The organism is Denitratisoma sp. DHT3 (assembly GCF_007833355.1).
In the GTDB taxonomy this organism is placed as follows: Bacteria; Pseudomonadota; Gammaproteobacteria; order Burkholderiales; family Rhodocyclaceae; genus Denitratisoma.
The window spans coordinates 46,121-58,683 of the sequence record NZ_CP020914.1 but is presented as its reverse complement, the minus strand read 5'-3'; the positions used below and the strand labels follow the sequence as shown (position 1 = coordinate 58,683).

General features: G+C 63.1%; 14 protein-coding genes. 1 reads left to right on the top strand and 13 read right to left on the bottom strand.

Features of this window, described 5'->3' with window-relative positions:
- Positions 1 to 15: 15 nt before the first annotated feature.
- Entirely contained in the window at positions 16 to 942 is a 927-nt protein-coding gene (locus B9N43_RS00330; protein WP_145840362.1) for a LysR family transcriptional regulator, read from the bottom strand.
- Between the two features lie 102 nt (positions 943 to 1,044).
- Here B9N43_RS00330 and B9N43_RS00325 point away from each other — a divergent pair, with 102 nt between their 5' ends.
- Positions 1,045 to 1,839: a ferredoxin--NADP reductase gene (locus tag B9N43_RS00325; protein ID WP_145840361.1), complete on the top strand. Its 795-nt coding sequence runs from the start codon at positions 1,045 to 1,047 to the stop codon at positions 1,837 to 1,839.
- Positions 1,840 to 1,927: 88 nt separating this feature from the next.
- Here B9N43_RS00325 and B9N43_RS00320 read toward each other — a convergent pair whose 3' ends face one another.
- From B9N43_RS00320 to dnaX, 12 genes are all read right to left on the bottom strand, one after another.
- On the bottom strand, positions 1,928 to 3,103 hold the full coding sequence (locus B9N43_RS00320; RefSeq protein ID WP_145840360.1) for a lipid-transfer protein: 1,176 nt from the start codon (positions 3,101 to 3,103) through the stop codon (positions 1,928 to 1,930).
- Between the two features lie 3 nt (positions 3,104 to 3,106).
- Positions 3,107 to 3,535 carry a MaoC/PaaZ C-terminal domain-containing protein gene (locus tag B9N43_RS00315; protein WP_145840359.1) on the bottom strand — a complete coding sequence of 143 codons (429 nt, stop codon included), beginning with the start codon at positions 3,533 to 3,535 and terminating at the stop codon, positions 3,107 to 3,109.
- 30 nt (positions 3,536 to 3,565) lie between these two features.
- Positions 3,566 to 4,528, bottom strand: a complete 963-nt coding sequence (locus B9N43_RS00310; RefSeq protein WP_145840358.1) for a bifunctional MaoC family dehydratase N-terminal/OB-fold nucleic acid binding domain-containing protein — start codon at positions 4,526 to 4,528, stop codon at positions 3,566 to 3,568.
- Positions 4,529 to 4,872: 344 nt separating this feature from the next.
- Complete coding sequence (locus tag B9N43_RS00305) at positions 4,873 to 5,328, bottom strand: ClpXP protease specificity-enhancing factor (protein WP_145840357.1); 456 nt, start codon at positions 5,326 to 5,328, stop codon at positions 4,873 to 4,875.
- Between the two features lie 52 nt (positions 5,329 to 5,380).
- A complete protein-coding gene (locus B9N43_RS00300) occupies positions 5,381 to 5,977 on the bottom strand; it encodes a glutathione S-transferase N-terminal domain-containing protein (RefSeq protein ID WP_145840356.1) in 597 nt (198 codons plus the stop codon).
- A 99-nt stretch (positions 5,978 to 6,076) separates the two neighbouring features.
- Positions 6,077 to 6,787 (bottom strand): cytochrome c1, encoded by a 711-nt coding sequence (locus tag B9N43_RS00295; protein ID WP_145840355.1) that lies wholly within the window; start codon positions 6,785 to 6,787, stop codon positions 6,077 to 6,079.
- A complete protein-coding gene (locus B9N43_RS00290) occupies positions 6,787 to 8,079 on the bottom strand; it encodes a cytochrome b (RefSeq protein WP_222428767.1) in 1,293 nt (430 codons plus the stop codon). The genes B9N43_RS00295 and B9N43_RS00290 overlap by 1 nt, the downstream gene beginning before the upstream one ends.
- A 4-nt stretch (positions 8,080 to 8,083) precedes the next feature.
- On the bottom strand, positions 8,084 to 8,680 hold the full coding sequence (gene petA / locus B9N43_RS00285; protein ID WP_145840354.1) for a ubiquinol-cytochrome c reductase iron-sulfur subunit: 597 nt from the start codon (positions 8,678 to 8,680) through the stop codon (positions 8,084 to 8,086).
- 128 nt (positions 8,681 to 8,808) lie between these two features.
- Positions 8,809 to 10,011 (bottom strand): CaiB/BaiF CoA transferase family protein, encoded by a 1,203-nt coding sequence (locus tag B9N43_RS00280; protein ID WP_145840353.1) that lies wholly within the window; start codon positions 10,009 to 10,011, stop codon positions 8,809 to 8,811.
- 2 nt (positions 10,012 to 10,013) lie between these two features.
- Complete coding sequence (gene recR / locus B9N43_RS00275; protein WP_145840352.1) at positions 10,014 to 10,610, bottom strand: recombination mediator RecR; 597 nt, start codon at positions 10,608 to 10,610, stop codon at positions 10,014 to 10,016.
- On the bottom strand, positions 10,610 to 10,939 hold the full coding sequence (locus tag B9N43_RS00270; RefSeq protein ID WP_145840351.1) for a YbaB/EbfC family nucleoid-associated protein: 330 nt from the start codon (positions 10,937 to 10,939) through the stop codon (positions 10,610 to 10,612). The genes recR and B9N43_RS00270 overlap by 1 nt, the downstream gene beginning before the upstream one ends.
- A gap of 12 nt (positions 10,940 to 10,951) precedes the next feature.
- The gene (gene dnaX / locus B9N43_RS00265) at positions 10,952 to 12,556 is read right to left on the bottom strand and encodes a DNA polymerase III subunit gamma/tau (protein WP_145840350.1); all 1,605 of its coding nucleotides are present in this window, start codon (positions 12,554 to 12,556) and stop codon (positions 10,952 to 10,954) included.
- Positions 12,557 to 12,563 lie beyond the last annotated feature (7 nt).

The following is a 12,563-nucleotide window of genomic DNA, read 5'->3' as shown; positions in this document are numbered from 1 at the left end:
GGGGCGCCGTGCGCCTCAGCGGATGTAGGGCAATTCGATATCCTCGCTGCTGCGCGCCGTGCCGGTCATTTCATGGCACAGGGCGAGGAAGGCCCGCATCCCGGCGGTCTGGAACTTCTGCCGATGGCGCAGGAAGCTGAACTGCCGACGCAGGTCCAGATCCGGCGTGGCAACGGCCACCAGGCTACCGCGCCGGATCGCCTCCCGCAGCGCGAGACGGGAGATGCAGCCGATCCCGAGGCCGCTTTCCACGGCCCGCTTGATGGCCTCGGTGTGTTCCAGTTCGAGACGTATGTCGAGCGGGCCGGTGTAATGGCGCAGCGCCTGATCGAACGTCTCGCGCGTGGCCGAGCCTTTCTCCCGCAGAATCCAGGGCTCCCGCACCAGTTCGTCGAGGCTGGCGCCGCCGCTGCGGGCGAACGGGTGCTCCGGAGCGCAAAACACCACCAGTTCATCGGCAATCCAGGGGCGCGCTTCCAGGTCCGGGTGGCGGCAATTGCCTTCGATCAGTCCCAGATCCAGCTCGAAATGGGCCACCCGCTGAATGATCGTCGCCGTGTTGCGCACCTCCAGTTCCACCCGGCTCTCCGGTTGCCGCTGCAGGAAATTGGCGACGATCAGCGTGGCCAGATAGTTGCCGATGGTCATCGTCGCGCCGATGCGCAGGTGGCCGATGCCGGCATGGCCCCGCAACAGGTCCTCGATCTCGCCGGCACGATCCAGCAGTTCCACCGCGCGGGGCAGCAATTGGCTGCCGGTCTCGTTCAGATGCAGGGAACGGCCGACCCGATCGAACAGCGGCGCATCGAACTGCCGCTCCAATTCAGCCAAGGAAGTGCTGGCCGCCGACTGCGACAGGGAAAGCGACTCCGCAGCCCGGGAAACACTGCCGGCCCGGGCCACGGCGGTAAAGACTTCCAGTTGGCGTAGGGTGAATTTCATATCTATTTAATGGATTAACTATATAGATATTATCCATTTAACTGATTTATGGCGAAACTACAATGACAGCAATCCCCATTTTCTTTTTGTGGAATCGTCGTCATGAGCAACATCCGAGCAGCAAGCAATCTGGGCACCGAGCGCGTCCTCAGCGTTCGTCATTGGAACGACAGTCTGTTCAGCTTCACCACCACCCGCGACCCGGGACTGCGCTTCATCAACGGCCAGTTCGTGATGATCGGCCTGGAACATGAAGGCCGGCCGCTGATCCGCGCCTACAGCATCGCCAGCCCCAACTACAACGAGCATCTGGAATTTTTCAGCATCAAGGTGCCCAACGGCCCGCTGACCTCCAAGCTGCAGCATCTGAAGCCGGGCGACCCGGTCGTCGTCAGCCGCAAGCCCACCGGTACCCTGGTGCTGCGCGATCTGCGGCCGGGCAAATACCTTTACATGTTCAGTACCGGCACCGGCCTGGCGCCCTTCATGAGCCTGATCCAGGACCCGGAGACGTATGAGCGGTTCGAGAAGATCGTGCTGTTCCACGGCGTGCGGACGGTGAGCGAACTGGCCTACACCGACTTCATCACCAAGGAACTGCCCGACAATGAATTCATCGGCGAGCTGGTGCGGGAAAAACTGATCTATTACCCCACCGTCACACGGGAACCTTTCCGCAACCGCGGCCGGCTCACCGATCTGGTCGAATCGGGCAAGTTGTTCGAGGACATCGGCCTGCCGCCGCTGGACCCGAGCCGTGACCGGGCGATGATCTGCGGCAGCCCCGCCATGCTGGCCGATACCAGCGCCCTGCTGGATGCCCGGGGCTTCCAGATATCGCCCCACATCGGCGTGGTCGGCGATTACGTGATCGAGCGGGCCTTCGTCGAGAAATAAGCTTGACGACATAGAGCGCCGGCCACACAAAAACAAGGGCCTCCCGTCTTTCGACGGGAGGCCCTTGTCGTTTCCGCAGCAGGGCAGCTTAGGCCATCTTGCCCAGAATGGCGCCGCCGGTGGGCACGCCGACACCGGAAGTCACCAGCGCATGGTTGATGGTCTTCTTCGGCTGATTGACCGAAGTACCCCGCACCTGGCGTACGGCTTCGACGATGCCGTTGACGCCATGGATATAGGCTTCCGACAGCTGCCCGCCATGGGTGTTGGTGGGCAGACGGCCGTCGATGCGCAGGGTACCGCCCTTGACGAAATCCTTGGCTTCGCCGGCGCCGCAGAAGCCCCAGGACTCCAGCTGCCACAGCACGATGGGCGAGAAGGCGTCGTAGATCACCGCGGAATCGATGTCGTCGGGCTTCAGGCCGCACTGGGCGTAGGCCATGTTGGCGGCATGGGTCATCTCGGGCAGGCTGCCGATCTCGGGGCGGTAGAAGGAAGTCATCTCCTCCTGGTCCTTGCCGGAGCACTGGGCCACGCCGCGAACCAGCACGCCGGGCTGCTTCAGGTCGCGGGCGCGCTCGGGGGTGGTCACGATCACGGCGGAGCCGCCGTCGCTTTCCTGGCAGCAGTCGAGCATCTTCAGGGGTGCGCAGATCTTCTTGGAGGCGTCGTAGTCCTCGCGGCTGAAGGGGCGCTGGTAGAAGAAGGCCGCCGGGTTGTTGACCGCGTATTCGCGGGCGGAATGGGCGACTTCGAAGAAGGCGTCGGGCGTGCAGCCGCTGATGTGCATGTAGCGCTGGGTGAAGGTCGCCACCCAGGAGGCCGGCGTCAGGAGGCCGAAGGGCATGTACCAGCCGTAGTGGATGGCGCTGCCGGAGATCAGGGAGCCGGAGACGCCCTGGGAGTAGCGATGGCCGGAGCGGCCGTTCAAGGCGCGATAGACCACGACGGTCTCGGCGATGCCGGTGGCCACGGCCATGGCGGCCTGGAGCAGGCAGCCGGTGGCGGCGCCGCCGCCGTAGGGCACGCGGGCGAAGAAGGAGAGGTCGTTGCAGCCGAGGGTGCGGGCCACATCCACTTCCTCGTTCTGGTCGATGGTGAAGGTCACCATGCCGTCCACGTCGGAAGGCTTCAGGCCGGCATCGTCCAGCGCCGCCTTGACGGCCTCGGCGGCGAGGGAGAGTTCGGAGCGGCCGGAGTCCTTGGAGAACTCGGTGTTGCCGATGCCGACGATCGCGGCCTTGTCAGAGATATTGCGTTCCATGGATCAAGCCTCCTTGGGCAGAGCGACGCGCACGATGCCGGACATGTGCTTGCCCCAAACGTTGTTGACGCCCTCGACGGACACATCGACGATCCCGCTGGCATCGTCCTTGGCGACCACCTCGCCGGTGACGGTCATCACCACGCCGGGCACGTTGGGCGCGCCCAGGCGCAGGTCGATGCTCCTCAGCGTCGAATCGGGGCCGGCCCAGTCGGTGACGAAGCGGCCCATGAAGCCGTTGCTGGTCAGGATGTTCATGAACACGTCGGGCAGGCCGGCGGCCTGGGCGACCTTGGTCTCGTGATGCACTTGGGTGAAGTCGCGCGAAGCGATGGCGCCGCTGACGATCAGGCTGGTAGTGATGTCGATCTTGAGTTCCGGCAGTTTGTCGCCCACCGTCACGCTTTGATAGCTCAATGTTTTGACGTTCATAGTGAAACCTCGCTATTCCTTGGAGTCCGATCAGGCGGGATAGAACTGGGGCAGATGGGTCTTGTCGTCCACCTTCTCGACCTTGCCCTTCACCTTCATGCCGATATGGACCGCATCGGGATCGCAACCGACGATGCCGGCCACCAGGCGGGTTCCCTCTTTCAGAGTGATCACGCCCGCCACCAGGGGATAGGGATAGCCGGGGAACTGGGGATAGGAAATCTCGGTGAAGCTGAACACTTCGCCTTCGAGCGAGGATTCGATGGAATCCCACTCCAGGGACTGGCACTCGCCGCACATGGGACGGGGCGGATGGCGCAGGGTGCCGCAGCTCTTGCAGCGCTGGATCAGGACCTTGCCCTGATCCACGGCTTCCCACCACCAGCCGTTGTCATGGCCACGCGGCGACTGGATGCGGGTGGGCGCCTTGATCGGGGCCTTGGCGGCCTCGGCGGCCGCCTCGTCCTGCTGGACCGGGATGAATTTCAGCACGCGGAATATCTGCTTGCCGATGGAATCGCCGTTCTGGTCGGTGAAGTTGGTGGCGGTCTCGATGAAGTAGCCGAAACCCCGCGCCGTCTTCTTCGGCTCGGAGATGCTGTCGATGATGGTGTGAAAGAAGACCTGGTCGCCCGGCCGCAGGTCGCGGTGGAACTCGGTCTTGGTGTTGGTGCCCAGGGTGCCGGTGAAACCGTGGGCTTCGAAGACGTCATGCAGTTCGCGCTGCAAATCCTTCGCCGGGTTCTTGCACATCGGGTAGCCTTCCATGGACCAGATCTGGAGCATGGTGGGCGGGGCGATCAGGCCCTTCTTGCTGGATTTGGCGGCGAATTCCGCATCGGAATACACCGGATTCTGGTCTTCGGTCACCTCGACCCAATGGCGGATCATCGCCGCATTGACGTCGTCCTTGCCCTGTCTGCGCGGGGCGATTTCGCGGCCCACATAGGCGTGGATCTTTTCTTCAAACGCTTTGAGTTCTTCAGGAGTCATGGTTCTTTTCCCAGATGAGATCAAGCTGAAACGTTAATTCATGGAGACGGGCGTCCCCGAACCGGCGGCAGAACGGGGAGCCCTGACCGGAGTTATCGAAAGTACCGTCAGAAGCACGTGGAATCGGCCATCGCAGGCAAAAGGGCGCAGAGTGGCACAGCACAATCCCCTCGTTTCCATTATATGAGGCTGCGACAGCGGGTTTTGTTCGCATCCGCCGGCAGCCTGGCGCCAGGCGCCAGCAACAGCGCCGCCCTCGGTTCGCAACCGGGCGCCATGAAATCTCGGGGAAACCGCAACACCGCTTGGGAATGCCAACGGCAACCCGTGATGCCCGCCGCGGATTATTTGATGCGTGTCAGTTTCGGTCGCGCCGCGCCACTCGACTCCGGTGCCGGGGCATCCGTCGACGACGCGGTCCCGGCACCGGGTTCGGGTTCGAGTTCGCTCGGCTGGCTTTCCTCGTCGAGACTCCGCGACTGCCCGGATGCCTCGCCGGCGACCTCGAAAGCCATGCCCTGGCCATTTTCCCGGGCATAAATGGCAGCCACGGCCGACACCGGCACGATGATGGGAAATGCCGTGCCGTTGAAACGGGCCTGAAAGGTGATTTCCTCGTTGCCCATCAGCAATTGATGGGTTGCATCGACCCCGACGTTGAGGACGATCTGACCGTCTCGCACGTACTCCCGCGGCACACGGGTACGGCTGTCGACCACGACCTGGAGATAGGGCGTAAACCCCTGGTCGACGCACCATTCTTGGATGGCGCGAATCAGGTAGGGCTTGGTGGAGATCATCGGGAAATGCGAGGCGATGGCCGGGACGACGCACCGCCCCGACCAAGTGCGCCTATCGGCGCATGACTTTCTCGGAAGGCGTCAGGGCATCGATGAAACCTTGCCGCGAGAAGATGCGCTCGGCGTATTTCATCAGCGGCACCGCGGCTTTCGACAATTCGATGCCGTAGTGGTCCAGGCGCCACAACAGCGGCGCGATGGCCACGTCCAGCATCGAGAATTCCTCGCCCAGCAGGTGCTTCTGCTTGGCAAACAATGGCGCCAGTTCGGTCAGGCGGTCCCGCACGTGCGCGCGGGACTTCTCGGCCGACTTGAGGTTCTTCTCCAGTGCGTCGATATGGCTGAACAACTCGTGCTCCATGGTGTAGAGCAGTTGCCGCGCCTTGGCCCGGGTCTGCGGGTCCGGCGGCATCAGTTGCGGATGAGGGAAACGCTCGTCAATGTATTCATTGATGATGTTGGCCTCATAGAGCACCAGATCGCGGTCCACCAGAACGGGAACACGATTGTAGGGATTGATGACGGCGATATCTTCGGGTTTGTTGAAGAGGTCGACATCGATCACCTGGAAGTCCATCTGCTTTTCGTACAGAACGATGCGGCAACGATGGCTAAACGGACACGTCGTGCCCGAGTACAGGTTCATCATGGTACTCGTACCCCAGGAATAATCGGCATCGCGCACAACCTTCCGGGCTGGTGGTGCGCTGGCTTCACGATGCCCCATAGTATTGGATCAAGCGATAAGTTAATGAACGTCTTTCCAGTACTCGCGTTTCAGCGCGTACGTCAAGACAAAGAGTCCGGCCAGGGCGATCAACACGATCACGCCCAGTTTCTTCCTGAACTCACCCACCGGCTCGCCCATGAATTGCAGATAGCCGACCAGATCGGCGACCGCGGCGTCGTATTCCTGCGGCGTAAGCTTGCCCGGTTTCTCCAGCTTGAGCTTGTGATCCTCACCCATCACCTGCTCGCCCTGCAGTTCCCAGAGCACATGGGGCATGCCCACGTTCTCGAAGACCACGTTGTTCCAGCCCGTGGGCCTGGAGGGATCGCGATAGAAAGTGCGCAGATAGGTGTACAGCCAGTCTGCACCGGAACCGAACTCCGACGCGCGGGCACGGGCGATCACCGTCAGGTCGGGAGGCGCGGCGCCGAACCAGACCTTGGCATCCTCGCGTTGCATGGAGATGCGCATCAATTCACCGACCTTGTCGGCCGTGAACAGCAGATTGTCCTTGATCTGCTGATCGCTCAGCCCGATATCCTGCAGGCGGTTGTAGCGCATGTAGGACGCCGAGTGGCAGTTCAGGCAATAGTTGATGAAAAGCTTGGCGCCATTCTGCAAGGCGGCATTGTCGCCCGCCCTGTCCGGCGCCTTGTCCAGATGGAGTTCGGGACCGCTGGCCATGGCCAGCAGAGGAGCGAACAGCAGGGTGATGAGCAGTTTTTTCATTATCCAGTCACCCTTTCCGGTTCGGGTTGGCACTTGTCCATTCGCGACCACCAGGGCATCGTCAAGAAGAACAGGAAGTAGTAGATCGTGAACAGCTTGGCGATCGGCTCGCCCGGAATCACGCCGAAGAAGGCATAGGACGGCGGCTTGGTGCCGAGGAAACCGAGCACGATGAAGACCACCACCCAGATCGACAGCAGGGTCTTGTAGATCGGCCCGCGGTAGCGGATCGACTTCACCGGACTGCGATCCAGCCAGGGCAGGAAGCCCAGGATCACCACGCCGGCGCCCATCGCGACCACGCCCCAGAACTTGGCGTCGATCCAGAAGAAGTTGACGGTGACGGCACGCAGCATCGAATAGAAAGGCGTGAAATACCACACCGGCGCGATGTGTGGCGGCGTCTTCATCGGATCGGCGGGGATGAAGTTGTTGTACTCCAGGAAGTAGCCGCCGAACTCCGGCATGAAGAAGATGATCAGCGCGAAGATCATCAGGAACACCACGACGCCGACGATGTCCTTCACCGTGTAGTACGGGTGGAAGGGAATGCCGTCCAAAGGAATCCCCTCGGCATTCTTGTGCTTCTTGATCTCGACACCGTCCGGGTTGTTGGAACCCACCTCGTGCAGCGCGATCAGGTGAGCCACCACCAGGCCCAGCAGCACCAGCGGAATCGCGATCACGTGGAAGGCGAAGAACCGGTTCAGGGTGGCGTCCGACACCACGAAGTCTCCGCGGATGAAAACCGACAGATCCGGCCCGATCAGGGGGATGGCGGAGAACAGGTTGACGATCACCTGGGCGCCCCAGAAGGACATCTGGCCCCAGGGCAGCAGGTAGCCGAAGAACGCCTCGGCCATCAGGCACAGGAAGATCAGCAGGCCGAAGACCCAGATCAGTTCACGCGGTTTGCGATAGGAGCCGTAGAGCAGGCCGCGGAACATGTGCAGGTAGACCACCACGAAGAACGCCGAGGCGCCGGTGGAGTGCATATAGCGGATCAGCCAGCCCAGCGGTACGTCGCGCATGATGTACTCGACGCTGGCGAAGGCGACCGGCACGCCGGAGGCGTTGAGCGCCGCATCCGGCTTGAAATGCATGGTCAGGAAGATGCCGGTGACGATCTGATTCACCAGCACCAGCAGCGCCAGGGAGCCGAAGAAGTACCAGAAATTGAAGTTCTTCGGAGCGTAATATTCGGACAGATGGTCCTTGTAAAGGGACATCAGCGGGAAGCGGGCATCGACCCACCCCACCAGATCCTTCAGCTTTGCATTCACCGAACTCATGTTCTCAGGCCCCCTTATTGTCTTCGCCGATTAGGAGCTTGGTATCGCTCAAGTACATGTGCGGCGGAATCACCAGGTTCTCCGGTGCCGGCTTGTTCTTATATACGCGCCCGGCCAGGTCGAAGGTCGAACCATGGCAGGGGCAGAGGAAGCCGCCCGGCCAATCGGCATCGATGCCCGATTCGGCGCCGGTCTTGAACTTGTCGGTGGGAGAGCAGCCCAGATGGGTGCAGATACCCACCGCCACCAGATACTCCGGCTTGATCGAGCGCGCCTGGTTCTTGCAGTATTCGGGCTGCATGGGCTTTTCGGACTGCGGATCGGAAACCTTGTCCTCGGTCTTTTTCAGCGACTCGAGCATTTCCGGCGTCCGATGGATGATCCAGACCGGCTTGCCGCGCCATTCGACGGTCATCATCTGGCCCAGTTCGAGCTTGCTGATATCGACTTCGACCGGAGCCCCTGCTGACTTGGCGCGCTCGGAAGGTGCCATGCTGGCCAGGAACGGCACGGCCGCCGCCACGCCGGCCACTCCGCCCGCAGCGGAGGTGGCGACGAGAAGACGGCGCTTGCCGCAATCCACTTTTTCGTCACAACTCATGGTGTTGTTGAGCCCCAGAAGATAAAGAATGAAAAAGACGCGCCCGGGCAGCCCCCGGAAAGCGGCCGATTATAGCGGAGTCGGGAGGCCGATTAAAACCCCTCCCCAAGGCACGACTTTCCTCTGGATCAAACCGCCCCCGACGTCCGCAAGGATTGAATTTCATCCGGCGCATAGCCCAGACCGGCCAATACGGCATCGGTATGCTCGCCCAAGGCCGGTCCGATCCACTCGGTACTCCCCGGCGTCGCGCCCAGCTTAGGCACTACGCCAGGGATATGGAACTCGCCGCCACCGGGCAGCGCCACCCGCTCCAGCATGCCGCGCGCCAGGAACTGCGGGTCCTTGAACATGTCGGCCACCGAGTAAATGCGGCTGGCCGGCGTCTCGGCCTGACTGGCGATCGCCAGCACCGTCGCCTCGTCATGGGTCGCCACCCAGTCGCCGATGGCGTCGTAGATCTCCGCCGACCGTGCGTCCCGACCGGCGTTGTTGGCCAGGAGCGGATCGTCGGCCAGGTCGGAACGGCCGATGGCCGTCATGAAACGCCGAAAAATCGCATCGCCGTTGGCGCCGATGGCCACGTGCTTGCCGTCCCGGGTCGTATAGGTGTTCGAAGGCGTGATCCCGGGCATGATGTTGCCGGTGCGTTCACGGACGAAACCGAGGACGTCGAATTCCGGCACCAGGCTTTCCATCATCGCGAATACGGCTTCGTACAGCGCCACATCCACCACCTGCCCGGCGCCGCCGTTGACCTCCCGGTGACGCAGGGCCATCAAGGCGCCGAGCGCCCCCCACAGGGCGGCGATGGAGTCGCCGATGGAAATCCCGGTCTTGACCGGCGGCCGATCGGGGAAACCGGTCACGTAGCGCAGACCGCCCATGGCTTCGCCGATGGCGCCGAAACCGGGCTGTCGCGCCATGGGGCCGGTCTGACCGAAACCGGACAGGCGCACCATCACCAGCTTCGGATTGAGCGCGGAGAGCGCCTCCCAGCCCAGGCCCAGCTTTTCCATGACGCCGGGACGGAAATTCTCCACCACCATGTCGGCGTCTCGCACCAGGCGATGGATCAGGGCAATTCCGTCAGGATGCTTGAGATTGACCGTCACCGATTTCTTGTTGCGGGACTGGACGAACCACCACAGCGACGTATCGCCATGCATCTTGCGCCACTTGCGCAGGGGGTCGCCCTCGCCGGGGGCCTCGATCTTGATCACCTCGGCGCCGAACTCGGCCAGGATACGGCTGCAGAAGGGTCCCGCGATCAAGGTCCCGAACTCGATCACCTTGACCCCGGCCATGGGCTTGGCAGCCACGTTTGCCATACTCAATACTCCCGTCGTTCCACCAGCGCCTGGGCCACGGTGGCGGCATCGGTGAACTCCAGTTCGCCGCCCACCGGCACGCCCCGGGCGATGCGACTGGTCTTCAGCCCCCGCGCCCGCAGCAGCTCGGAAAGATAATGCGCGGTGGCCTCGCCTTCGTTGGTGAAATTGGTGGCCAGGATCACTTCCCGCACCAGGCCGTCGCCGACCCGCGCCATCAGCCGCTCGAAGGCCAGTTCACGCGGGCCGATGCCGTCCAGTGGCGACAGCCGCCCCATCAGCACGTAATACAGGCCGTTGAAGGCGTGGGTCTGCTCCATGGTGTTGAGATCCACGGGCATCTCGACCACGCACAGCAAGGAAGGGTCGCGCTTGGACGAGGCGCAGCGCTCGCACACCTCGGCTTCGGAAAAATTGTTGCAGCGCTGGCAGTGGCGCAGGTTCTTCAGGGCATCGTCGATGGCCCGCGCCAGGCGTTCTCCACCCCGGGGATCGTGCTGAAGCAGGTGATACGCCATGCGCTGGGCCGACTTGGGCCCCACTCCCGGCAGGCAGCGCAACGCCTCGATCAGTCCGTCGAGACAGGACGGACGCGCCATCAGAAGGGCAACTTCATGCCCGGCGGCAGATTGAGGCCGGCCGTGAAAGCCCCCATGCGCTCCTGGGTGGTGGTCTCCACGCGCCGGTTGGCGTCATTGACCGCGGCCGCGATCAGGTCCTCCAGCATCTCCCGGTCGTCCATGGCGGCGGGGTCGATCGCCACGCGCCGCACGTCGTGCTTGCAGGTCATGACGATCTTGACCATGCCGGCACCGGACTGCCCTTCCACCTCGATGGCCGCCAGTTCCTCCTGGGCCTTCGCCATGTTCTGCTGCATCTGCTGGGCCTGCTTCATCAGCGCGCCCAGATTGCCAAGACCACCTTTCATTCCTGCCACTCCTCAAATGGGTTTGATCGTCGATTCGTCGATGGCGGCATCGAATATGTCCACCACTTCGCGTACAAAAGTGTCGCCCTCGATGGCCGCGATGGCCCGTTCCTGACGCTCCCGCTGTACGTTGCGGGCCTTTTGCGCCGGTGTCACCGACTCCGTCTCGGCCAGGTCCAGCGTAAGCCGCAAGGGATGACCGAAATGGTTCTGCAACTCGGCCTGCAATTTATCCTGCTGGATCTTGCCCAGCAGGTGCTTATGCACCGGTGCCAGGCGCAGGGTGACCTGGGTCTCGTCCATCGCCACCAGTTCGCAATGCTGCGCCAGCTGGCGCACCATGCCGGCGAGCGGCAGACGGGCCACCAGCTGGTGCCAGGGGTCGTCGTTCCCGGGGGTCGAACGGCTGTCCGCGGCCGGCTCCGGCGCTTGGACCTGCGCCATCGGCGCGGCGGCCGCGGGCTCCGCACGAACCACGGTCGGCGGCCGCTGCGCTGGCGCCTCGACCCGCGCCGCGCGCGCCGACATGGCCGCCGTTTCCGGACGGAAAGCCGCCAGACGCAGCAGGGTCATCGTGAAACCGGCATACTCGTCCGGCGCCAGCGCCAGATCGTCACGGCCGTGGATGACGATCTGATAGCAAAGCTGCAGGAATTCCGGGTCAAGCGCGTCCGCATAGACCTGCAAACGGCTCCGTTCGGCCGGATCGGAGAGGGCCTCCGGCGCCAGTTGCAGCAGGGCGATGCGGTGCAGCAGGGTTGCCAGTTCCTGCAACGCGGAATCGAAGGCCAGGCTGCGCGCCTCCATGCGGTCGGCCACGGCGACCAATGCCGCCGCATCCGCCGTGACCAGGGCATCCAGCAGCGCGTAGAGATAATCATCCCCCACCGTGCCCAGCATGTCCCGCACCCCCTCCTCCTCCACCTTGCCGGCGCCATGGGCGATGGCTTGATCGAGCAGGGACAGGGCGTCGCGCATGCTGCCCGCCGCGGCCTTGGCCAAGTGCCGCAATGCCTGCGCCTCGCAAGCCACCCCCTCCGCCACCAGGATGCGGGACAGATGCTCGACGATGTGCCCCTGGGGCATCTGCTTGAGATTGAACTGCAGACAGCGGGACAGCACCGTCACCGGAATCTTCTGCGGATCGGTGGTGGCGAGGATGAACTTGATATGTTCGGGCGGCTCTTCCAGGGTCTTCAACATGGCGTTGAAGGCGGAGTTGGAGAGCATATGGACTTCGTCGATCACATAGACCTTGTAACGGCCCCGAGTCGGCGCGTAGGTGGCGTTCTCCAGCAACTGCCGCATCTCGTCCACCCGGGTATTGGTCGCGGCGTCCACCTCGATCAGATCGACGAAGCGGCCGCCATCGATTTCCGTGCAGGCGGAGCAGGTGCCGCAGGGCGTGGGCGTGATCCCGGCCTCGCAGTTCAGCGCCTTGGCCATGATCCGGGCCAGCGTGGTCTTGCCGACGCCGCGGGTGCCGGTAAAGAGATAGGCGTGATGCAGCCGCTGCTGCTCCAGGGCATGGGTCAACGCCCGCACCACGTGCTCCTGGCCCACCAGCGTCGAGAAAGACTTGGGACGCCATTTGCGCGCCAATACCTGATAGCTCATGCCGCCG

Coding starts and splice junctions, on each gene's coding strand:
- B9N43_RS00295 (WP_145840355.1), bottom strand. CDS start 6,787: ATGAAAAAACTGCTCATCACCCTGCTGTTCGCTCCTCTGCTGGCCATG.
- B9N43_RS00270 (WP_145840351.1), bottom strand. CDS start 10,939: ATGAAAGGTGGTCTTGGCAATCTGGGCGCGCTGATGAAGCAGGCCCAG.
- B9N43_RS00325 (WP_145840361.1), top strand. CDS start 1,045: ATGAGCAACATCCGAGCAGCAAGCAATCTGGGCACCGAGCGCGTCCTC.
- B9N43_RS00310 (WP_145840358.1), bottom strand. CDS start 4,528: ATGACTCCTGAAGAACTCAAAGCGTTTGAAGAAAAGATCCACGCCTAT.
- B9N43_RS00320 (WP_145840360.1), bottom strand. CDS start 3,103: ATGGAACGCAATATCTCTGACAAGGCCGCGATCGTCGGCATCGGCAAC.
- B9N43_RS00280 (WP_145840353.1), bottom strand. CDS start 10,011: ATGGCAAACGTGGCTGCCAAGCCCATGGCCGGGGTCAAGGTGATCGAG.
- B9N43_RS00300 (WP_145840356.1), bottom strand. CDS start 5,977: ATGATGAACCTGTACTCGGGCACGACGTGTCCGTTTAGCCATCGTTGC.
- recR (WP_145840352.1), bottom strand. CDS start 10,610: ATGGCGCGTCCGTCCTGTCTCGACGGACTGATCGAGGCGTTGCGCTGC.
- B9N43_RS00305 (WP_145840357.1), bottom strand. CDS start 5,328: ATGATCTCCACCAAGCCCTACCTGATTCGCGCCATCCAAGAATGGTGC.
- B9N43_RS00290 (WP_222428767.1), bottom strand. CDS start 8,079: ATGAGTTCGGTGAATGCAAAGCTGAAGGATCTGGTGGGGTGGGTCGAT.
- dnaX (WP_145840350.1), bottom strand. CDS start 12,556: ATGAGCTATCAGGTATTGGCGCGCAAATGGCGTCCCAAGTCTTTCTCG.
- petA (WP_145840354.1), bottom strand. CDS start 8,680: ATGAGTTGTGACGAAAAAGTGGATTGCGGCAAGCGCCGTCTTCTCGTC.
- B9N43_RS00315 (WP_145840359.1), bottom strand. CDS start 3,535: ATGAACGTCAAAACATTGAGCTATCAAAGCGTGACGGTGGGCGACAAA.
- B9N43_RS00330 (WP_145840362.1), bottom strand. CDS start 942: ATGAAATTCACCCTACGCCAACTGGAAGTCTTTACCGCCGTGGCCCGG.